Origin of the sequence: Paracoccus tibetensis (genome assembly GCF_900102505.1) — a bacterium.
GTDB lineage: Bacteria > Pseudomonadota > Alphaproteobacteria > Rhodobacterales > Rhodobacteraceae > Paracoccus > Paracoccus tibetensis.
Genome location: NZ_FMVT01000001.1, coordinates 456988 through 477560, shown reverse-complemented (window position 1 = coordinate 477560; position 20573 = coordinate 456988). Strand labels below are relative to the sequence as shown.

Genomic DNA, 20573 nt, shown 5'->3' with positions numbered 1-20573 from the left:
CTGCCCGTGCCGGGCAGGCGGAAGCCGGGGGCTTCGCGCCCCCGGACCCCCGGGGTATTTCTACAACAGAGAAACAGCCGTTTCGCTGCCGGCTGCGCTGTCAGGGCGGCCCCGGAAGCCCGTGGCGACGACGAACTTTTCCGAGCTGTCGCTGCGGCTCGCGGGCGGCTTGACGTTCGCGACCTTGTCGAAGTTGCGCTTGAGCATCGCCTGCATCTCGGTCTCGGCGCCGCCGGCGAGGACCTTGGCGACGAAGGTGCCACCGGGCTCGAGCACGTCGAAGGCGAGTTGGGCGGCGGCCTCGACCAGGGCCACGATGCGGATGTGGTCGGTGCCCTTGTGGCCCGAGGCGCTGGCGGCCATGTCGGACATCACGACGTCGGCGGGACCGCCGAGCCATTCCTTCACCTGGTCGTCGGCGCCTTCCGAGAGGAAATCGAGCTGGTGGATCTCGGCGCCTGCGATCGGATCGACCTCCTGCAGGTCGAGGCCGAGGACGCGGCCGATCTTCTTGCCGGACTTCTCGCCGAGCGCGTTGACGCGGGCGACGGCCACCTGGCACCAGCCGCCGGGCGCGCAGCCGAGATCCACGACGCGGGCGCCGGGGGTCAGGAAGCGGTACTTGTCGTCCAGCTCGATGATCTTGTAGGCGGCGCGGCCGCGATAGCCCTCGCGTTTCGCGCGGGCGACATAGGGGTCGTTCAGCTGCCGCTCGAGCCAGAGCTTCGAGGACATCTTGCGGCCCTTGGCGGTCTTCACGCGCACCTTCAGATCGCGCGTGCCGCGGCCGCTGGTCTTGCCCTCGCGGCTGGTGGGTTGTTTCGTCATCAGGCCACTCCGTTCAGTCCTTCGGGCGCCAGCACCCCATCGCGCACCATCTGGGCGTAAAGCAACCCCTCGCGCAGCCCCCGATCCGCCACCGAGAGCCGCGTCGTCGGCCAGACCCGCATCAGGGTCTGCAGGATGGCGGCCCCGGACATGATCAGCGCGTGCCGCTCTCGGCCGATGCGCGGATCGGTGCGGCGCCCCTCGGGGCCGAGTTGCAGGTAGGAATGGATGACGCGGTCGATCTGCTCGGAGGTCATCTCGAGCCCGTCGACCTTGGTGCGGTCGTAGCGGCGCAGGCCGAGGAAGCTGGCGGCGACAGTCGTGACCGTGCCCGAGGTGCCGATGATCTGAAACCCCTCGTCCGGCGCGCCGTCGGCATAGGGGGCAAAGCCCGACAGCGCCTCCTCAAAGAACCAGGACATGAGGGCGAAGCGGCCCTGGTCGTCCTCGACATCGGCGAACTGGTCGCGCAGCGTCGCGACGCCCAGGGGAACGCTGATCCAGTCGACCACGCGCGCCCCGCCCGGCTGCGGGTTCCCGAAGCCGTCCGACAGGCGCATGATCGCGCGGGGGCGCTCTTTCGGCTCGACATCCTCGAGATCGATCCAGACCAGCTCGGTCGAGCCGCCGCCGATATCGACGACCATCAGCGTCTCGGTCTTGTGGCTGACCAGCGGCGCGCAGGAGATGACGGCGAGGCGCGCCTCCTCCTCGGCGTCGATGACCTCGACCGGAAGGCCCGTCTCGCGCCGGATCGTCCGCATGAAGTCGCGGCTGTTCTTGGCCCTGCGGCACGCCTCGGTGGCCACAAGCCGCATCTTGCGGACCTTGTGCTGTTCCAGCTTGCGCTTGCAGACCTGCAGCGCATGGACCGTGCGCGCCATCGAGCTGCGGGACAGGCGTCCCGAAGCTTCCAGCCCCTGGCCAAGCTGAACCGGCTTGGAGAAGCTGTCGATGACCGAAAACTGACTGCCCGCCGGACGGGCAATCAGCATCCGGCACGAATTGGTCCCGAGATCGAGCGCGGCATAGAGCGCTCCTTCCTCGGGTTGTCGGGTGCCTGACGGCTCGACCGCATTTCTCGGGAACGCGTCCGCACCCGCAGGACGCTTGGGCGTCATGACACACGCCCTCCGATGACAAGTTGCACAAAACGTAACCTGCCGGATGCGCTGGTTCAAGGGGCGCTGCCGCAGCGTGACCCCGCGCCGCGCGCCGCAGCCGCTTGTGCGGGCAGCGCGGCCGGCCCTCCGGCAGGCGGCGCGCGGGTCATGGCGCCGCGCCGCGCGCGGCCCGCTTGACGGCGCGGGGGCAAGGCGGCAAGCAGGCGGGATGATCGACCTGCGCCCGGTGGCCCATCCTATTGGAAAGATCGTCATCGCCTTGGGCGCCGCCATGACGGCGCCCATGCTGGTGGACTGGTGGAACGGCGATCCGCACTGGATGGTCTTCCTGGAATGCAGCCTGGTGACGGTCGTGATCGGGATGCTGGTCACGGTGGTCACGCGGGGGCGCTACACCTCGCTGAAGCTGCAGCAGGCCTTCCTACTGACCTCGGGGATCTGGATCGTCATCCCGGTCTTCGGCGCGATGCCCTTCGTTCTGGGCCAGCCCGGCGCGCGGCTGGTCGATGCCTTCTTCGAATCCATGTCGGGCGTCACCACCACCGGCACCACCGCCTTTCCGGTCCTCGACGGGCTGCCGCGAGGCGTGCACCTGTGGCGCGCGATCCTACAATGGATGGGCGGGCTGGGGATCGTCGTCGTCGCGATGGTCTTCCTGCCGGTGATGAAGATCGGGGGGATGCAGTTCTTCCGGTCCGAGGGCTTCGACACGCTCGGCAAGGTGCTGCCCCGCGCCGGCGCCATCGCCTCGGAGATGACGGTGATCTACGTGCTCATGACCGTCGCCTGCGCGCTGACCTACATGATGCTGGGCATGACCGGCTTCGACGCCATCGTCCACGCGATGACCACCTGCTCGACCGGGGGCTTTTCCAACTACGACGCCAGCTTCGGCGCCTATCTGGGCGGGCCGGAATGGGCGGCCTCGGTCTTCATGATCCTGGCCTCGGTGCCGTTCATCCGGCTGGTGCAGGCGATGCGTGGGGATTACGTCTCGATCTGGCAGGACCGGCAGGTGCGGACCTACCTGCGCTGGATCTTTTACGCCTGCGCGATCATCGCCCTCTACCGGCTGCTCTACATGCACCAGGACCAGCACCCGCTGGAGCTGGTCCGCGAGACGGTGTTCAACACGATCTCGACCTTCTCGGGCACGGGCTACGCCTCGACCGACATGCTGGCCTGGGGGCACCTGCCGCTGGCGCTGCTGATCGTCGTCGGGCTGATCGGCGGCTGCACCGGCTCGACCGGCTGCTCGGTCAAGGTGTTCCGCTACCTCGTGCTGTTCGAGGCCGTGCGCGCGCAGATCCGGCGCATGCACTCGCCCCACCGGATCTATCCGCTGCGCTACGAGGGCCGGCCGCTCGAGAAGGACGTCGTCGACTCGGTCATGGCCTTCTTCACGCTGTTCATGCTGACCTTCGGCCTTCTGATCGTGGGCCTCTCGCTGACCGGGCTGCATCCGCGCACTGCCCTGACCGGGGCCTGGACGGCCATCGCCAATATCGGCCCGGTCTGGGGCCCCGAGGTCAGCGCCAATGGCAGCGTCACCGGCTTTCCCGACGCCGCCAAGTGGATGATGATCCTCGGGATGTATCTGGGCCGGCTCGAGCTGGTCTCGGTCCTCGTGCTGCTGCTGCCACGCTTCTGGCGCGGCTGAGCGTCACCCCGTCACTCGCTGACCGGTAAGGCGGGAGCGCCGGCATCCTCGCCCGCCTCGGCGAAGCGCGCCAGGCTGTCGGACATCTCGGCGGCGATGCGGCGCTGCGTGTCGGGGTCCGAGGCCGGCCAGATCAGCACGAACCCCTCGGCGCGGCCGTCCCTCACCCAGCCCTCGGCGCTGGCGACATGGCTGTCATTGGCCCCGTCCAGGCGCACCCGCCCCTGCGAGATGGCGCGTCGGGGCTGGGGCACCCAGCCAAGCGCGGTCACCAGCCCGGCGAGGTCCAGCAGCTCCTGCTGCCCGCCCTCTTGGCTGAAGAGGATCATCGCTGCGCCCGAGTCGTTCGCCGGCCCGTAGATCGACAGCGCGCGCTCGGCGCGGTCGAAGGCCAGCGCCTCCATCGGAGCGGTGACCGACAGGCCCGTCGCCTCGTCGCGCAGCTCGCGCAGGCCCAGCTCGGCGCGCCAGGCGTTGCGGTGCTCGATCAGCAGCCGCAGCGCCGTGCCGGGATCGGTCGAGGCGCGAGCCGTCGCGATCTGCGCCCGGATCGCGGCCTGCGTCATCGGCCCGTCCTTGCCGTCGATCTCGCCCTCGTAATGGCCCGCCCAACGCAGCGCGCGCTGCACCTCGTCCAAGGGCGGTAGGGGCTGGGCCTCGCCGGGCGCCTCCAGCCCGTTCGGCGCGGCGCCCTCCTCGACCGGCGTGCCGAGGGCGGCGGCCTCGGTGGCCAGCGCGTCCGAGGGGATGACCTCGGCCGACCTGAGGACCGGCAGCCAGGCCGAGGCGGCCTCGGCCGGCAGCGGCCCGATCGCGATGGCGAACCAGCCGTCCGGCAGCTGCCACATCCAGGCCGAACCGAACGCATCGGACCAGCGCGCCAGGGCGGCGCGGGCCTCGGCCTCATCCGCATAGGCCTCGAGCCGCAGGAAGCTGCCCTCCGGCAGCGCTGGCGCTTCCGGCTCGGGTGCAGGCTCCGGCTCTGCCGCGGGCTCCGGTTCCGGCGCATCCGCCCCCGCATCCGCCGGATCGGCGTCGGCGGCAATCTCCTCCGCCTCCGCCGCATCATCCGCGGCGGCAGCTTCCTCTGCCTCCGCCGCATCGTTCGCCGTATCCGCCGCGTCGTCGGCAGTCGTGCCTGCCTCCTGCCCCGCTGGCACCAGCACCGTGCTGGTCGGGGGCGCGCTGACGAAGGCGTCAGAGGGCACCGCACGGGCGGCCTTCAGCTCCGCGAGCCGGGCCACCGCCTCCTCACGCTCCAGGGGACCGATGGCGATGCCGGTCCAGCCGCCGGGCAGGTCCAGCGTCACCACGTTCTCGAACCGCGCGGCATAGGCCGCCGCCGCCTGCGCCGCCGCCTCGGCGGTGCGCTTGGCCTCCAGCCGGATCACCACGTCCTCGGCCCATGCCGCGGCCGGCAGAGCCGCCGCCAGAACCATCACTGCCATGCGCCGCATCGCCGGTCTCCTTGCCCGCTTCTTGCCCGCAGGTCCGTCGCCCGCCAGGCTTTATTGACCCTGCCCTGCCCCGCGCCTAGAAGTCGCGCAAGCATGCCCGATCTACGCAAAAGGATGGCACGATGACCAGCCCCAACCGCCCCCGCAGCTTCCAGGAGATCATCCTGCGGCTGCAATCCTACTGGGCCGCGCAGGGCTGCGCCATCCTCCAGCCCTACGACATGGAGGTCGGCGCGGGCACCTTCCACCCGGCCACCACCCTGCGCTCGCTCGGGGGCCGCGCATGGGCGGCGGCCTACGTCCAGCCCTCGCGCCGCCCGACAGATGGCCGCTACGGCGAGAACCCCAACCGCCTGCAGCACTACTACCAGTACCAGGTCATCATCAAACCCTCGCCCCCCGACCTGCAAGAGCTTTACCTCGGCAGCCTCCGCGCCATCGGGCTTGACCCGATGATCCACGACGTCCGCTTCGTCGAGGATGACTGGGAGTCCCCGACCCTTGGGGCCTGGGGCCTCGGGTGGGAGGTCTGGTGCGACGGGATGGAGGTCAGCCAGTTCACCTATTTCCAGCAGGTCGGCGGGCATGACTGCCGCCCCGTCTCGGGCGAGCTGACTTACGGGCTTGAGCGGCTGGCGATGTATGTGCTCGGCGTCGAGCATGTCATGGACATGCCGTTCAACGACCCAGAAGCGCCCATCGCGCTGACCTATGGCGACATCTTCCGCCAGACCGAGCAGGAATACAGCCGCTGGAACTTCGATCAGGCGGACACGGAAATGCTGCTCCAGCACTTCAAGGACGCCGAGGCCGAATGTGCCCGCATCCTGGAGGCAGCGCCCGAGGACAGCGCCGGCCGCCGCATCCCGATGGCGCACCCGGCCTATGACCAGGCGATCAAGGCCAGCCATCTCTTCAACCTGCTGGACGCGCGCGGCGTCATCTCGGTCACCGAGCGGCAGGCCTATATCGGCCGGGTGCGCGCGCTGGCCAAGGGCTGCGCCGACCTGTTCCTGACCACGGACGCGGCGGGCGCCGGGTCGGACCAAGCGGCATGAACTGGGGCAAGATCGCGGCGGTAGTCCTGATCGGCGGCGGCCTCGCGGCCGGCGCGGGCGTCTGGTACACGCAGGAATACGCCTTCTTCGACCGCATTGATCCTGCCTCGCCCGAGGCGCGGATCACCGTCGAGACCCAGGCCGGCCCCGTTCCGCTGGACCTGACCGGGTTCGAAGGCATCAACGCCGACAGCTCGCCCATCCGCTGGCGCATCTGCGGGCAGGCGACGGACCTGCCGCAAGGCATGGCCCCCGCCCCCGCCTCCGAGCCGCTGAACGGGCCGCGGTGGTTTTCCTGCTACGACGCGCCGCGCATCGGCGCCGACCTCGTCTCGGGCGCCGCCACCGCCTATCTGGCCGAGGCCGAGGTGCGCCCGAACGTGGACCGCATCCTGGCGGTCTATCCCGACGGCCGCGTCTATGGCTGGCACGAATACAACGACAAGAACCCGGAACGCGGAGTGATGGACTGATGCCCGACCTTCTGATCGAGCTTTTCTCGGAAGAGATCCCCGCCCGGATGCAACCCCGCGCCCGCGAGGACCTCAAGCGCCTGATCACCGACGGGCTGGTCGAGGCGGGCCTGACCTACGCCTCGGCCGGCGCCTTCTCGACCCCGCGCCGCCTCGCGCTGACCGTCGAGGGCCTGACCGCCCACAGCCCGACCACCCGCGAGGAACGCAAGGGCCCCCGCCTAGACGCCCCCGAGGCCGCGCTGGAGGGCTTCCTGCGCTCCACAGGCCTGACGCGCGAGCAGCTTCAGGCGCGGGACGACAAGAAAGGCCAGGTCTGGTTCGCCGTGATCGAGAAGCCCGGCCGCCCCGCCGCCGCCATCGTGGCCGAGGTGCTGGAAGCCGCCATTCGCACCTTCCCCTGGCCCAAATCCATGCGGTGGGGCGCTGGCCCCCTGCGTTGGGTGCGCCCGCTGCACGGGGTGCTCTGCATCCTCACGGACGAGGCCGGCGCCGAGATCGTGCCCCTGACCGTCGAGGGCATCACCGCCGGCAACCAGACCCGCGGCCACCGCTTCATGGCCCCTGACGCCTTCACCGTCACCTCGTTCGAGGACTACGCCGCGAAACTCCGTCGCGCCAAGGTCATGCTGGACGCCACCGAGCGCGCGGACGAAATCCGCTCGCAGGCCGAGAACCTCGCCTTCGCCCGCGGCTGGAACATCGTCTCCGACGAGGCCCTGCTGGCCGAGGTCGCCGGCCTCGTCGAATGGCCGGTTCCCCTGATGGGCGTGATCGAGGACCGCTTCCTCACCCTGCCTCCCGAGGTCCTGCAGACATCGATGAAAGAACACCAGAAGTTCTTCTCGGCCCTGAACCCCGCCACCGGCCGGATCGAGGGCTTCGTCACCGTCGCGAACATCGAGACGCCCGACGACGGCGCCACCATCCTCGCCGGCAACCAGCGCGTGCTGGCCGCCCGCCTGTCCGACGCCGCCTTCTTCTGGCAGAACGACCTGCGCGAGGCGAAGTCCGGCATGACGGCCTGGGCCGAAGGCCTGAAGTCGGTGACCTTCCAGAGCAAGCTCGGCTCCCAGGCCGACCGCATCGCGCGCATCGCCGCCCTCGCCCGCGAGATCGCCCCGCTGGTCGGCGCTGATCCTGACCAGGCCGAACGCGCCGCGCGCCTCGCGAAACTAGACCTCCGCTCGGCCATGGTCGGCGAGTTCCCCGAGCTGCAGGGCACGATGGGCCGCTACTACGCGCTGGAAGCGGGCGAGCCCGCAGCCGTCGCTGAAGCCGCCCGCGACCACTACAAGCCGCTCGGCCCCTCGGACGAGGTGCCCACCGCGCCGGTCTCGGTGGCCGTCGCGCTGGCCGACAAGCTGGACACGCTGACCGGGTTCTGGGCGATCGACGAGAAGCCGACGGGGTCCAAGGACCCGTTCGCGCTGCGACGCGCGGCGTTGGGCGTTATACGGTTGATTCAACAGAGCAGATCTCAAGTAGCGTTAGCTGCACTGCTGTCCCATCATTATCACAAAATGCTTTCCATTTGGAAAGAGCAGGGTCGTCTGGTCGAAGCGCCAGATGACTATGCGGACGCTCAACTCGACAAGCCTCTCGCTGTTAAAGAAGCCGAGTTAAAGGGACATCTTTTGAAGAAAAGTCTAGTCGCGGAAACGGTCGAAAAGGGTGCTGCGGCTGTGACGAGCCTAGAAAGGCCGTTCGCGAACCTATGGTCCGTCAGTCTCTTGAAGGGTGAAGTACTGGTCCGTGACCTCCTCTCCTTCCTCCACGACCGCCTCAAGGTCCACCTGCGCGAGCAGGGCATCCGCCACGACATCATCGACGCGGTGCTGGCACAGGAGGGCAGCGACGACCTCGTGCAGGTGGTCGCCCGCGCCACCGCGCTGAACGACATGCTGAAGACCGAGGACGGGAAGAACCTGACTCAGGGCCTCAAGCGCGCCGGCAACATTCTCGCCCAAGCCGAGGAAAAGGACGGCGTCGAATACAGCTTCGGCGCCGACCCCAAATTCGCCGAGACCGAGGAGGAACGCGCCCTCTTCGCCGCCCTCGACGCCGCCGACCCGGCGATCCGCCGCGCGATGGAGGCGCAGGACTACCCCGCCGCCATGTCGGCCATCGCCGCCCTCCGCGCCCCCATCGACGCCTTCTTCGAGGCGGTGCAGGTCAACAGCGACAACCAGATCATCCGGCGCAACCGCCTGAACCTCCTCAGCCGCATCCGCGAGGCCGGCCGCCAGATCGCCGACTTCACCAAAATCGAAGGCTGACCCCGACCCATCCCTCAACGAAAAGAGCCGGAGGCCCCCGCCCCCGGCTCTTCTTCTTCATGAAAATATCCTGCAGGGGGTCCGGGGGGACGCAAAGTCCCCCCGGCGGGGGGTGCGGGGGGCTGGCCCCCCGCCCTTCCCCCGCGGGACGCAGTCAGGCCGCCCGCTCGACCATCATGTGCTTGATCGCCGCGATCGCCTTGGCCGGGTTCAGCCCCTTCGGACAGGTGTTGGTGCAGTTCATGATCGTGTGGCAGCGGTAGAGCTTGAAGGGATCCTCCAGCTCGTCCAGCCGCTCGCCCGTCGCCTCGTCACGGCTGTCGATGATCCAGCGATAGGCGTGGAGAAGCGCGGCCGGCCCCAGGTAACGGTCGCCATTCCACCAGTAGCTCGGGCAGGCGGTCGAGCACGAGGCGCAAAGGATGCACTCGTAGAGCCCGTCCAGCTTCTTGCGGTCCTCGATGGACTGCTTCCACTCCTTGCCCGGCGTCGGCGACTTGGTCTGCAGATAGGGGTTCACCGAGGCGTGCTGGGCGTAGAAATGCGTCAGGTCCGGCACCAGGTCCTTGATCACCGGCATGTGCGGCAGCGGGTAGATGGCGATGTCGCCCGCGACCTCGTCGATGCCGTAGATGCAGGCCAGGCGGTTGCCGCCGTCGATGACCATCGCGCAGGAGCCGCAGATCCCCTCGCGGCACGAGCGGCGGAAGGACAGGGTCGGGTCGATCTCGTTCTTGATCTTGATCAGCGCGTCCAGGACCATCGGCCCGCAGCGGTCGAGGTCCACGAAATACGTGTCCAGCCGCGGGTTCTCGCCCGTGTCGGGGTCCCAACGGTAGATCTTGAACTTCTTGACGTTGGTTGCGCCCTCGGGCCGGGGCCAGGTCTTGCCGACCCGGATCTGGCTGTTCTTGGGAAGGGTGAACTGAACCATGGGATGCTCCTTTCAGAGGGTGCCTTTGGGCGGCCCGTCGGCCGCGAACAGATCCTGGGCCCGCGACACTAGGTCGACGACCTTCTGCTGCGCGGGTGGTGCGAGCGACAGCTTGTTCAGCCGGCGCAGGAATTCGGTCGAGGCCTCCGAGAGCCGCTCCATCGCCGGCGCGGCGATGGGCGCCAAGGCCGCCTGCCGCTCGGCCGGCACGCCGGCGAGGGCCAGAAGCTGCCGGCCGGGGCGGTGCGGGTCGGTCTCGTCCTCGAGCCGCAGGCGGTGCAGCCGGCCCGGGCCGACGACATCGCCAAGGCGCCGCTCCAGATCGCCCCAGCCCGGAAGCGCGGCGGTCGCCTGGTCGAACTCGGCCCGGGTGCCGCAATAGCCGTCGGTGCGGATGGCCTGCGCCCAGACCGAGGGCTTCCACATCGTCATCCGCCGCGTGTAGAACGCGAACTCGGCCGCGAAGCCGCGCTCTCGTGCCACCTCGTCCAGAAGCCGCACGATCCGCGGCAGGGCCGGAAAAAGCCGCGTCTCGCCGCCATTGCCGGGCATGGCGCCCGCCATGTTCTCGTGACTGACCAGCACCGTCTGCGGCCCCGCCGGTAAGGCATCGAGCACATCCTCGAACGCCACCCGCAGACGCACCGCCAGATCCTTCTCCGGCCCCAAGCTGTAGGCGATGCAGGCTCGACCTAGGGGGCGCATCACCGCCGCATCGCGCGGCGTTCTCACGATGAGGATGTCGGCAAGCCCGGCAGCGTTGCCTTCGAGGAACCGCTGGAGCGAGGTGGTCCCCGTCTTCTGCACCCCCAGATGCAGGATCAGGCGGCGCGCGCCGCCAGGTCCGTCCGCCGCAGGGCCCCGCTCGGCCATGATCAGCCGCGCCAGCCCGGCTGCGAGACCAGCGGCCGGGTCGGCATCTGGCCCGAGCGGTTCACGACGCAGCGGGTGAAGACCTCGGACGGGTCGCGCTGCAGGATGTAGTCGCTCGTCATCTCGATCCCGACGCGGCCGAAGGTGCTGCTGCCGCCGCGCCCGCCGGTGCCGACGCCGATGGCGACCTCGCCGCGCGGACGCTGCGCCAGTTCGGCATCGCGCAGGCACGTGCGCTCGGCCTGCTCCACCGGGACCGGGCCGCAGGCGGCCAGGCCCAGGGGCAGGATCAGCGCGACTGTCCGCACGATGCCCATGATGCGGCCCTTAAGCCGTGCGCGCCGCAGCGGCGATGCACTGCGTCGTCGCCGGGCGCGAGACGATGGAGGCCACGCTGTCCGCCGTGCCCGAGGCGCCGGCGCGCGAGGCCTGCGCGATGTCGATCAGCTCGGCCGTGGTGGCGTTGCTGACGACGCAGTTGGTATAGGGCTGCACGTTCACGCCCGGCAGGCGGCGCTGCATCTCGGCGTTGATGACGTTCGTCGCCACCTGGCGCGAGGCCGCGTCGAGCACAGTCGGCGTCACCGGGGCGGTCACCACCGGGGCGGTGGGAACTGCGGGTCCGGCCACGGGGACCGCGGCGACGCAGCCGGACAGGGTTGCAGCGGCGAGGCCGAAGGCGGCGATCAGGTTGAAGCGCATCAGTAAACCCTTTTCTTGGGAGCGATCTTGTTCAGGTCGATCCCGCCCTCCTCGGCCTTGGTAAGCGGCTCCAGATGGACGGGGCGGTAGGCAAGTTTAACCCGGTTGCCCTCGACCCAAGCAAGCGAATGCTTGCGCCAGTTGGCGTCATCCCGCTCAGGCCAATCCTCGTGCGCATGGGCGCCGCGGCTTTCCTTGCGGGCCTCGGCCGCGACGATCGTCGTCAGGGCGTTGGGCATCAGGTTCGTCAGCTCCAACGTTTCCATCAGGTCCGTGTTCCAGATCAAACCACGATCCGTCACTTTCAGGTCATCGAGCTTGGCCGCGATGGCCTCCATCTTCTCGACCCCCTCGGCCAGCGTCTTGTCCGTGCGGAAGACGGCGGCGTCGGTCTGCATGGTGCGCTGCATCTCGTCGCGCAGCTCGGCGGTCGAGACGGTGCCCGTCGCATGGCGCAGCCCGTCGAAACGATCGAGCGCCCGGTCCACCTCGGCCTGGTTGGTCGGCGGCACCGCGCCCTCGCGGTCCACCACCTGCCCCGCGCGGATCGCGGCGGCGCGGCCGAAGACCACCAGATCGATCAGGCTGTTCGAGCCGAGCCGGTTCGCCCCGTGAACCGAAGCGCAGCCCGCCTCGCCCACGGCCATCAGGCCGGGGAAGATCGCGTCGGGATTTTCTTCCGTTGGAGCAAGCACTTCGCCCCAGTAGTTCGTGGGAATTCCACCCATGTTGTAATGCACCGTCGGCAGCACCGGGATCGGCTCGCGCGTCACGTCGACACCGGCGAAGATCTTGGCGCTTTCGCTGATGCCCGGCAGGCGCTCGTGTAGCGTTTCCGGCGGCAGGTGCATCAGGTTCAGGAAGATGTGGTCCTTGTCCGCGCCGATGCCGCGGCCCTCGCGGATCTCAAGCGTCATGCAGCGGCTGACCACGTCGCGGCTGGCGAGGTCCTTGTAGGTCGGCGCGTAACGCTCCATGAAGCGCTCGCCTTCCGAGTTGGTCAGGTAGCCGCCCTCGCCCCGCGCGCCTTCCGTGATGAGGCAGCCCGAGCCGTAGATGCCCGTCGGGTGGAACTGCACGAATTCCATATCCTGAAGCGGCAGGCCGGCCCGCGCGACCATCCCGCCGCCGTCGCCGGTGCAGGTATGGGCCGAGGTCGCGCTGAAATAGGCGCGCCCGTAGCCGCCCGTCGCCAGCACCACCATCTTGGCGTTGAAGACATGCATCGTGCCGTCGTCCAGCTTCCAGCAGACGACGCCGGTGCAGCGGCCATCGGTGACGATCAGGTCCAGCGCGAAATACTCGATGAAGAACTCGGCGTTGTTCTTCAGCGACTGGCCATAGAGCGTGTGCAGGATCGCGTGGCCGGTCCGGTCGGCAGCAGCGCAGGTGCGTTGCACCGGGGGGCCTTCGCCATATTCCGTGGTGTGGCCGCCGAAGGGGCGCTGGTAGATGCGCCCGTCCTCGGTGCGGCTGAAGGGCACGCCATAATGCTCGAGCTCGTAGACAGCCTTGGGGGCCTCGCGCGCGAGGTACTCCATCGCGTCCGTGTCGCCCAGCCAGTCCGAGCCCTTGACGGTGTCGTACATGTGCCACTGCCAGCTGTCCGGCCCCATGTTCGACAGCGAGGCGGCGATGCCGCCCTGGGCTGCCACGGTGTGCGAGCGGGTCGGGAAGACCTTGGTCACGCAGGCCGTGCGAAGGCCCTGCTCGGCCATGCCAAGCGTCGCGCGGAGGCCGGCGCCGCCGGCACCCACCACGACGACATCGTAGTCATGCGTAGTCGTTTGATAAGCTGCCATGTCGTCCTCAGATCACGGGGGTGGCGAAGGCCATCTTTGCCAGCGCGAAGAGCGCGGTGGCGATCATGCCCCACCCGAAGATGTGCGAGACGACGATGGCCACGCGATGCGCGTTGCCGTGCAGATAGTCGTCCAGCATGATGCGCGTGCCCTTGATGAAGTGGATCATGCCCACCGTGATGAACAGCGCGGTGATGATGCCCGGGAAGGGCCGGCCGAAATGGGCGATGACGCCCTCGCGCGGCAGGCCGATGGCGCCGCCGACGGCGATCAGGAAGAGCGGCGTCAGGACCAGCAGCGCGGCCGAGCTGACCGTGATCTTCCAGTGCTCCTGCGTGCCCGAGCGGCCTGAGCCCATGCCGAGGGCTGCCTTGCGGGGGGTGATGTAGCGCATGATGAACCCTCGCTCAGACGAAGAAGATGACAAGGCTGAGCAGCGTCAGCACGCCCGAGCCGATGATGATCGCCCAGGACCCCTGCTTGGCGTGGTCGATCTCCAGCCCGTAGCCGGCGTCGTAGCCCAGATGCCGCAGGCCCGACAGCGCGTGGAACCACAGCGCCCAGGTGGCGCCGGTCATCACGATGAAGCCGATCCACGACCGCAGCACCCAGTCCGCCGCCGCGAAGGCGCCCGGGCTGGCGACGGCAGCGACCAGCCACCAGACCAGCAGCACGAGGCCGGCCACGAGGCCCTGCCCGGTAATGCGCGTCATGATCGACGTCACCGCCGGGATGGGAAGGCGGTAGACCTGCAGGTGGGGGGAAAGCGGCCGGTTACCCCGGTTCACATCGGCCATGACGCGGCCCTCCTTTGTCGGTTCGATCAGAGCCAGGCGGGTCAGGCGCCGGTGGCGCGGCTGACCCGCCTGGCTGGCATTCGGCGTGTGTCTGTCGTCTTTTGTGACCTCTGTCACGCGCAGTTTCCAGTCCGCGCGACGAAAGAACGCGGTTCTGCGGCTCCGTGATCACACGCGCGGGCGCTGTGATCACAGCCCCTTCGGCCGTTAGCGCCCGCGGTTACTGCTGCCCCAGTTTCATGTCCGGATGATACTCGGCCGCGACCTCCTTGGTGACCCCCTGCCCGCATCGCATGACCCCGCGCGCCGTGTCGAAAGCCATGCTGGGGCTGCCGTGAAGCTGCCAGCCCTTGGACAGCGCCTCGCTGACGCGGTGGCAGAACTGCGAGGTGTCGTCCTCGGTGATGAAGCGGAAGATCGTCGGCATGTCAGGCACCTCCGAAGGGCCAAGGGCCGATCCAGCCGTGGATCAGGCCGACGACCAGCATGACGATGACCGCGCCGGCGGCCGCCATGGCCTCCTTGCGCGGGGGGAAGGGGCCCGCAGGGCGGGTCCAGGCGGTGGTGCGGTTCAGCACCACGATCTCAGTCAGGGCCCAGGCCAGCAGGCCGCCGAAGAGGATCACCCCCGCCAGCGTGCCGTTGACCAGCAGATGCGCGAAGGCCCAGAGCGAGAAGGCGGTCAGCTGCGGATGGCGAAGATGCGCCGTGATCCGCGTCTTCATCCCGTCGGCGGCGTAGAGGTAGAAGGCGACCAGCACCAGGAGGTTGTTGATCCCCGTCGTGGCTGCCGTGCGGCCCCAGAAGAAGGGATCGTCCTGCACGCCGCGATAGCCGATCACCATCAGCACGACCGAGACCGCCAGAGCGATCGCGACGAGGCCCTTGCCGCGGTCCCCCATCGCCGCCCGCCGTTCGGGGGCATAGCGCTTGAAGAAATGGGCGGCCCACCAGAGGGCAACACCAAGGATCAGAATGGGCATCTGGCTGTCTCTCCGCTGGAGGCTGTCGCCGGCACCTTGCTCCTAAAAACCCGCCTCTTCAATTGCCTTGGCACGCGCGAGGCTGCGGCGGGCCGCCGCGACATGCAGGTTCTCGACGATGCGGCCGTCGAGGACGGCGACGCCCCGCCCCTCGGCCTCGGCGGCCTCGAAAGCGGCGATCTGGCGGCGGGCGAGGTCCAGCTCGGCTTCTGTTGGGGCGAAGACCGCGTTGGCGACCGACAGCTGCGACGGGTGGATTAGCGTCTTGCCGTCGAAGCCCATGTCGCGGCCCTGCTCGGCCTCGGCGCGCAGCCCCTCCTCGTCGCGGAAGGCGTTGTAGACGCCGTCGAGGATCACCCGCCCCTCCGCCCGTGCCGCCAGAAGGCAGGCGCCCAGGGCCGCGATCATCGGCAGCCGGTCGGGGCGGAAGCGGGCGCCCAGTTCCTTGGCCAGATCGTTGGTGCCCATGACCATCCCCTCCAGCCGCGGATGCGCGGCGATGGCGGCGGCGTTCAGCACGCCCGCCGGGGTCTCGATCATCGCCCAGAACGGCGCCTCGACCAGCCCGGCCAGCGCGTCCAGATCGGCCGGGCCGCCGACCTTGGGCAGCAGCACCGCGTCCACCGGCAAGCGCGTGGCCAGCGCCGCGTCCCCCTGCCCCCATTCCGTCTCCAGCGCGTTGATCCGAAGGATCTTCAGGCGGCGGCCGTAATCGGCCTTCAGCGCCGCTTCCAGCAGAGCCCGCGCGGCCTCCTTCTCGGCCGGGGCGACCGCGTCCTCCAGATCGAAGATGATGGCGTCGGCCGGCAGATCGCGCGCCTTCTCCATCGCGCGGGCATTGGCCGCAGGAATATAGAGCGCCGAGCGGCAGGGACGGGTCATCGCAGCCTCCATTACGACAGGGCCTGCCAGATCAGCCGCAGCGAGACCAGCAGAAGCCCCCAGGTGATGAGCTTGTAGAAGATGAGGTCGGGGATGATGCGGACAAGGCGCTGGCCGATCCAGACCGCCAGCAGCGCCAGCGGCGTCAGGATCGCGGCCGCCGTCAGGTTGCCGGGCGAGAGCTGGCCAAGCGCGGCATAGGGGATCAGCTTGATCCAGTTCACCACCGCGAAGAACCAGGTCGTCGTGCCCGCGAAGACCAGCGAGGGCAGCCGCAGGGGCTGGGCATAGACCTGCCAGGGCGGGGCGCCGGAATGGCTGACGAAGCTCGTGTAGCCCGCAAGGCTGCCCCAGATATTCCCCCGCACGGGCGAGATGGTCCGCACCGGCGGCAAGCCCCGACGCCGCAGCGCGTTCAGCGCGAAGACGAGCCCGATGACCCCCACGATCAGCGTGACGCCCCAGGTCGGCACCAGGGACGCCGTCGCCCAGCCCACGCCGATGCCCGCCACCGCGCCCGGCAGGGCCGAGCGCAAGACCCCCAGATCCACCTGCCGGCGATAGATCAGCAGCCCGCCGACGTCCGAGGCGATGTAGATCGGCAGCAGCAGCCCCGCCGCCTGCACCGGCGACATCACCAGCGACAGGATCGGCACCGACAGCACGGCCACCATCGCCAGCCCGCCCTTCGACAGGCCGATGAGAAAGGCGGCAATGGCGGCGATGGCCCAGCCTTCGGGGGTCAGGTGCAGCATGCGCCCTCCTGCAGAACGTGCAAGCTGTGGCCGGGTGCGAAAGAAAAGACAAGTGTTGGCGTTACCGGTGCTGCAGCGCGGCGGGAAGGCTTGCGATTCGTGCCGTCTGCCTCTAACCAGCGCGGCATAATCCACTGGACAATCGGAGGTACTCCATGGCCCGACCCAAGATCGCACTCATCGGTGCGGGGCAGATCGGCGGCACGCTGGCGCATCTGGCCGCGATGAAGGAACTGGGCGACGTGATCCTGTTCGACATCGCCGAGGGCACGCCCCAGGGCAAGGCGCTGGACATCGCGCAATCGGGTCCCTCGGAGGGCTTCGACGCCGTCATGAAGGGCGCCAACGACTATGCCGACATCGCCGGCGCCGATGTCTGCATCGTCACCGCAGGCGTTCCGCGCAAGCCGGGGATGAGCCGCGACGATCTTCTGGGCATCAACCTCAAGGTCATGAAGTCTGTCGGCGAGGGCATCGCCAAGCACGCCCCCGACGCCTTCGTCATCTGCATCACCAACCCGCTGGACGCGATGGTCTGGGCGCTGCGCGAATTCTCGGGCCTGCCGCACAACAAGGTCTGCGGGATGGCCGGCGTGCTGGACTCGGCCCGCTTCCGCCACTTCCTGAGCCTCGAGTTCGGCGTCTCGATGCGCGACGTCACCGCCTTCGTGCTGGGCGGGCATGGCGACACGATGGTGCCGCTGGTGCGCTACTCGACCGTGGCTGGCATCCCGCTGCCCGACCTCGTGAAGATGGGCTGGACCACGCAGGAGAAGATGGACGCCATCGTCCAGCGCACCCGCGACGGCGGCGCCGAGATCGTCGGCCTGCTGAAGACGGGCTCGGCCTTCTACGCTCCCGCGACCTCCGCGATCGAGATGGCCGAGGCCTATCTCAAGGACCAGAAGCGCGTCCTGCCCTGCGCGGCCTATGTCGAAGGCGCCTACGGCCTGAACGGCATGTATGTCGGCGTTCCGACCGTGATCGGCGCGAACGGCGTCGAGAAGGTCATCGACATCAAGCTCGACAAGGACGAGCAGACGATGTTCGACAACTCGGTGAACGCGGTGAAGGGCCTTGTCGAGGCCTGCAAGGGCATCGACGGCTCGCTCGCCTGATCCGGCTTGATCCTGAAGGAAAAGCGCGTCCGTTCAGGGCGCGCTTTTTCCGTTTGCGCTCACGCGACTCGACGCCACAGATGCTTTGTGATCACAGCAAATCTGGCTGTGATCACGATCAGCAGGTAACCGCCGCTTTCTCGCATTTTCCCTGCTTTTCATTTCTTCCCCCGCACCGGTTGTGCCAATAGGCCGCAAATCTGCCGAACCGAATGAGGGGGTTCCGATGAACATTCACGAATACCAGGCCAAGGCGCTGCTGCGTCAATACGGCGCGCCGGTCAGCGACGGCCGCATCGTGATGAAGGCCGACGAGGCGAAGACCGCTGCCGGCGAGATGGACGGCCCGCTCTGGGTCGTGAAGGCGCAGATCCATGCGGGCGGCCGCGGCAAGGGCAGCTTCAAGGAAGCCGAAGCCGGCGAGAAGGGCGGCGTCCGCCTGGCGAAGTCGGTCGAAGAGGCCGAGGAACTGACCCGCCAGATGCTGGGCCGCACGCTGGTCACCCACCAGACCGGCCCCGCCGGCAAGCAGGTCAACCGCATCTACATCGAGGACGGCAGCGACATCGCGCGCGAGCTGTATCTGGCGCTGCTGGTGGACCGCCAGACCTCGCGCGTCAGCTTCGTCGCCTCGACCGAGGGCGGCATGGACATCGAGGAAGTCGCGGCCCACACGCCCGAGAAGATCGTCAGCTTCAGCGTTGACCCGGCCTCGGGCCTGTCGGATTTCCACGGCCGCCGCGTCGCCTTCGCCCTGAGGCTTGAGGGCGCGCAGGTCAAGCAATGTGTCCAGCTGGTCAAGAACCTCTATCGCATGTTCATCGAGAAGGACATGGAGATGCTGGAGATCAACCCGCTGATCGTGACCCCCGAGGGGCAGATCAAGTGCCTCGACGCCAAGATGGGTTTCGACAACAACGCCCTCTACCGCCAGCCCGACATCATGGCGCTGCGCGACGAGACCGAGGAAGACCCCAAGGAACTGGCCGCCTCGAAGTTCGACCTGAACTACATCGCGCTGGACGGCGAGATCGGCTGCATGGTGAACGGCGCGGGCCTGGCCATGGCGACGATGGACATCATCAAGCTGTTCGGCGCCGAGCCGGCCAACTTCCTCGACGTCGGCGGCGGCGCCACCAAGGAGAAGGTCACCGAGGCGTTCAAGATCATCACCTCGGACCCGAACGTGAAGGGCATCCTGGTCAACATCTTCGGCGGCATCATGCGCTGCGACATCATCGCGGAGGGCATCATCGCCGCCGTGAAAGAGGTCGGGCTGCAGGTCCCGCTGGTCGTGCGCCTGGAAGGCACGAACGTGGACCTTGGCAAGGAGATCATCGCGAATTCCGGCCTGAACGTCATCGCGGCCGATGACCTCAAGGACGGCGCGCAGAAGATCGTCAAGGCCGTCAAGGGCTGATCCATCCGGGCGCGCGGCAGGCGCGCCCTCCTCTGGAACATCGCGGCGCAGGGGCGCCGCCTACGCAAGGAGGCCATGATGGCCGTTCTCGTCGACAAGAATACCAAAGTCATCTGCCAGGGGATCACCGGGTCCCAGGGCACCTTCCACACCGAGCAGGCGATCGCCTACGGCACGCAGATGGTCGGCGGCGTGACCCCCGGCAAGGGCGGGTCCGAGCATCTGGGCCTGCCGGTCTTCAACTCGGTCCACGAGGCCGTGGCCAAGACCGGCGCCAATGCCAGCGCGATCTATGTCCCGCCCCCGTTTGCGGCGGACTCGATCCTGGAAGCCATCGACGCCGAGGTGCCGCTGATCGTCTGCATCACCGAGGGCATCCCGGTCCTCGACATGATGCGCGTCAAGCGCGCGCTGGCGAACAGCAAGTCGCGCCTGATCGGGCCGAACTGCCCGGGCATCATGACGCCGGACGAGTGCAAGATCGGCATCATGCCGGGCAGCATCTTCCGCCGCGGCAGCGTCGGTGTCGTCTCGCGCTCGGGCACGCTGACCTACGAGGCCGTCAAGCAGACCTCGGATGTGGGCCTCGGCCAGTCCAGCGCGGTTGGCATCGGCGGCGATCCGATCAAGGGGATGGAGCATATCGACGTGCTGCGCATGTTCCTCGACGATCCCGAGACCGAGTCGATCATCATGATCGGCGAGATCGGCGGCTCGGCCGAGGAAGAGGCCGCCGAGTTCCTGGCCGAGCAGAAGGCCAAGGGCAACTGGAAGCCGACCGCTGGCTTCATCGCGGGCCGCACGGCGCCTCCGGGCCGCCGGATGGGCCATGCCGGCGCGATCGTGTCGGGCGGCAAGGGCGATGCGGAAAGCAAGATCGAAGCCATGAAGAAGGCCGGCATCGTCGTTGCCGACAGCCCGGCGGGCCTTGGCGAAGCCGTGCTGAAGGCGATCAAGGGTTGATGATTTGAACGGCTCGCCCCTGCGACTTAAGTAGGGGGCGGGCCAACGGACGAGGGAGGCATTCGTGGAACATCGCGCCGAGGCGCAGGGGCAGCAAGGGACCGGCATCCGCGCCAGCGGCTGCGCCGTGCCATTTTCGCTGGCCGCGCTGATGGCCCTGACCGCCTGCGGCCAGCGCATGACCACGGATGTCCTGCCGGGCGGCATCCCCGCCCGCACCGATCTGCACGCCGCGACGGGCCTTCCGCCCGAGGCCATGCGCACCGTCGCCCGCCGCCAATACGGCTGGCGCGTGATCTACCAGCCGGCCGCGGCGGGCCCCAATCCCGAGAGCAGGGCGGCCGTCGCCCTCTGCGGGCTGGAACGTCGCGCGCCGCTGCGCATTGAACAACTGCCCCGCCTCGACCCGACCGCCGATCCCGGCGCGCGGATCTTCGACATTTATTGCGCCTGAGGCGCCCTCTC

General features: G+C 68.6%; 22 protein-coding genes. 8 read left to right on the top strand and 14 right to left on the bottom strand.

Features of this window, described 5'->3' with window-relative positions; all coding sequences use genetic code 11:
- Positions 1-60: 60 nt before the first annotated feature.
- Positions 61-828, bottom strand: coding sequence for an RlmE family RNA methyltransferase (locus BLP73_RS02370; protein WP_090739889.1), 768 nt, complete (start codon positions 826-828; stop codon positions 61-63).
- Positions 828-1949 carry a Ppx/GppA phosphatase family protein gene (locus BLP73_RS02365; RefSeq protein WP_090739888.1) on the bottom strand — a complete coding sequence of 374 codons (1122 nt, stop codon included), beginning with the start codon at positions 1947-1949 and terminating at the stop codon, positions 828-830. Before BLP73_RS02365 ends, BLP73_RS02370 begins: the two co-directional genes overlap by 1 nt.
- A gap of 211 nt (positions 1950-2160) precedes the next feature.
- On the opposite strand from BLP73_RS02365, the gene BLP73_RS02360 reads away from it, so the two are divergent.
- The gene (locus tag BLP73_RS02360) at positions 2161-3612 is read left to right on the top strand and encodes a TrkH family potassium uptake protein (RefSeq protein WP_090740078.1); all 1452 of its coding nucleotides are present in this window, start codon (positions 2161-2163) and stop codon (positions 3610-3612) included.
- Positions 3613-3623: 11 nt separating this feature from the next.
- Here BLP73_RS02360 and BLP73_RS02355 read toward each other — a convergent pair whose 3' ends face one another.
- Complete coding sequence (locus BLP73_RS02355; RefSeq protein ID WP_245686509.1) at positions 3624-5069, bottom strand: peptidoglycan-binding domain-containing protein; 1446 nt, start codon at positions 5067-5069, stop codon at positions 3624-3626.
- 122 nt (positions 5070-5191) lie between these two features.
- Between BLP73_RS02355 and BLP73_RS02350 the strand changes: the two genes are divergently transcribed.
- Genes BLP73_RS02350 through glyS form a run of 3 tightly spaced genes read left to right on the top strand, consistent with a single transcriptional unit; the run spans position 5192 to position 8879 of the window.
- Positions 5192-6127: a glycine--tRNA ligase subunit alpha gene (locus tag BLP73_RS02350; protein WP_090739887.1), complete on the top strand. Its 936-nt coding sequence runs from the start codon at positions 5192-5194 to the stop codon at positions 6125-6127.
- On the top strand, positions 6124-6600 hold the full coding sequence (locus BLP73_RS02345) for a DUF6446 family protein (protein ID WP_090739886.1): 477 nt from the start codon (positions 6124-6126) through the stop codon (positions 6598-6600). Before BLP73_RS02350 ends, BLP73_RS02345 begins: the two co-directional genes overlap by 4 nt.
- Positions 6600-8879 carry a glycine--tRNA ligase subunit beta gene (glyS, locus tag BLP73_RS02340; RefSeq protein ID WP_090739885.1) on the top strand — a complete coding sequence of 760 codons (2280 nt, stop codon included), beginning with the start codon at positions 6600-6602 and terminating at the stop codon, positions 8877-8879. The genes BLP73_RS02345 and glyS overlap by 1 nt, the downstream gene beginning before the upstream one ends.
- 154 nt (positions 8880-9033) lie before the next feature.
- Here the strand turns inward: glyS and BLP73_RS02335 are convergent, their stop codons facing one another.
- The 11 genes from BLP73_RS02335 to BLP73_RS02285 all read right to left on the bottom strand — a co-directional run bounded on the left by BLP73_RS02335 (position 9034) and on the right by BLP73_RS02285 (position 16607).
- Entirely contained in the window at positions 9034-9813 is a 780-nt protein-coding gene (locus tag BLP73_RS02335; protein WP_090739884.1) for a succinate dehydrogenase iron-sulfur subunit, read from the bottom strand.
- A gap of 12 nt (positions 9814-9825) precedes the next feature.
- Complete coding sequence (locus BLP73_RS02330; protein WP_090739883.1) at positions 9826-10686, bottom strand: hypothetical protein; 861 nt, start codon at positions 10684-10686, stop codon at positions 9826-9828.
- A gap of 2 nt (positions 10687-10688) precedes the next feature.
- Positions 10689-11003: a hypothetical protein gene (locus BLP73_RS02325; protein WP_090739882.1), complete on the bottom strand. Its 315-nt coding sequence runs from the start codon at positions 11001-11003 to the stop codon at positions 10689-10691.
- A gap of 10 nt (positions 11004-11013) precedes the next feature.
- Complete coding sequence (locus tag BLP73_RS02320) at positions 11014-11388, bottom strand: hypothetical protein (protein WP_090739881.1); 375 nt, start codon at positions 11386-11388, stop codon at positions 11014-11016.
- Positions 11388-13190 carry a succinate dehydrogenase flavoprotein subunit gene (sdhA, locus tag BLP73_RS02315; RefSeq protein WP_090739880.1) on the bottom strand — a complete coding sequence of 601 codons (1803 nt, stop codon included), beginning with the start codon at positions 13188-13190 and terminating at the stop codon, positions 11388-11390. The genes BLP73_RS02320 and sdhA overlap by 1 nt, the downstream gene beginning before the upstream one ends.
- A gap of 7 nt (positions 13191-13197) precedes the next feature.
- On the bottom strand, positions 13198-13584 hold the full coding sequence (locus BLP73_RS02310) for a succinate dehydrogenase, hydrophobic membrane anchor protein (RefSeq protein ID WP_090739879.1): 387 nt from the start codon (positions 13582-13584) through the stop codon (positions 13198-13200).
- Between the two features lie 13 nt (positions 13585-13597).
- On the bottom strand, positions 13598-13987 hold the full coding sequence (sdhC, locus tag BLP73_RS02305) for a succinate dehydrogenase, cytochrome b556 subunit (protein ID WP_090739878.1): 390 nt from the start codon (positions 13985-13987) through the stop codon (positions 13598-13600).
- A gap of 220 nt (positions 13988-14207) precedes the next feature.
- Positions 14208-14414: a DUF1737 domain-containing protein gene (locus BLP73_RS02300; protein ID WP_090739877.1), complete on the bottom strand. Its 207-nt coding sequence runs from the start codon at positions 14412-14414 to the stop codon at positions 14208-14210.
- A 1-nt stretch (position 14415) separates the two neighbouring features.
- Entirely contained in the window at positions 14416-14970 is a 555-nt protein-coding gene (locus BLP73_RS02295; protein ID WP_090739876.1) for an NnrU family protein, read from the bottom strand.
- A gap of 42 nt (positions 14971-15012) precedes the next feature.
- Positions 15013-15852 carry an HpcH/HpaI aldolase/citrate lyase family protein gene (locus tag BLP73_RS02290; protein ID WP_090740075.1) on the bottom strand — a complete coding sequence of 280 codons (840 nt, stop codon included), beginning with the start codon at positions 15850-15852 and terminating at the stop codon, positions 15013-15015.
- 11 nt (positions 15853-15863) lie between these two features.
- Positions 15864-16607, bottom strand: a complete 744-nt coding sequence (locus BLP73_RS02285; RefSeq protein ID WP_090739875.1) for a sulfite exporter TauE/SafE family protein — start codon at positions 16605-16607, stop codon at positions 15864-15866.
- A gap of 155 nt (positions 16608-16762) precedes the next feature.
- On the opposite strand from BLP73_RS02285, the gene mdh reads away from it, so the two are divergent.
- The 4 genes from mdh to BLP73_RS02265 all read left to right on the top strand — a co-directional run bounded on the left by mdh (position 16763) and on the right by BLP73_RS02265 (position 20562).
- Entirely contained in the window at positions 16763-17725 is a 963-nt protein-coding gene (mdh, locus tag BLP73_RS02280; protein ID WP_090739874.1) for a malate dehydrogenase, read from the top strand.
- Positions 17726-17951: 226 nt separating this feature from the next.
- Positions 17952-19145, top strand: coding sequence for an ADP-forming succinate--CoA ligase subunit beta (gene sucC, locus BLP73_RS02275; protein ID WP_090739873.1), 1194 nt, complete (start codon positions 17952-17954; stop codon positions 19143-19145).
- Positions 19146-19223: 78 nt separating this feature from the next.
- Entirely contained in the window at positions 19224-20108 is an 885-nt protein-coding gene (gene sucD / locus BLP73_RS02270) for a succinate--CoA ligase subunit alpha (protein WP_090740073.1), read from the top strand.
- A gap of 64 nt (positions 20109-20172) precedes the next feature.
- Positions 20173-20562, top strand: a complete 390-nt coding sequence (locus tag BLP73_RS02265) for a hypothetical protein (RefSeq protein ID WP_090739872.1) — start codon at positions 20173-20175, stop codon at positions 20560-20562.
- Positions 20563-20573: the final 11 nt, after the last annotated feature.